Origin of the sequence: Paenibacillus xylanexedens, assembly GCF_007676705.1 — a bacterium.
GTDB classification, from domain to species: domain Bacteria; phylum Bacillota; class Bacilli; order Paenibacillales; family Paenibacillaceae; genus Paenibacillus; species Paenibacillus xylanexedens_C.
Map to the genome: position 1 here is coordinate 1 of NZ_VEBF01000360.1, position 265 is coordinate 265.

Genomic DNA, 265 nt, shown 5'->3' on the forward strand with positions numbered 1-265 from the left:
CGTTACATCCATCCCTTCTCCTCCTTCCCATCAATTCCATTCTCTTTCACCATTTCCCTTCTCATCAACCCCTAATTACTTCCCCACACCTCTTCCAATCCACACCCAAAAATCCCCTCCAATTCTTCAAATTCAATTATTTCCTCATTCTCCATCTCCCCCCCCACTCCTTCAACATCCTCCATCTTCTCTACCAAAAAACCCTCTATTCCTCCCAACTCCCCCTCCACATCCAGTTCCTCGCCCCCCTTTTTCCCCCCCACCA

Annotated in this window: 1 protein-coding gene; it reads right to left on the reverse strand. The window is 48.7% G+C overall.

Annotated elements, in window-relative coordinates:
- Positions 1–71: 71 nt before the first annotated feature.
- Entirely contained in the window at positions 72–230 is a 159-nt protein-coding gene (locus FS628_RS31690) for a hypothetical protein (protein ID WP_186328052.1), read from the reverse strand.
- Between the last annotated feature and the right edge of the window lie 35 nt (positions 231–265).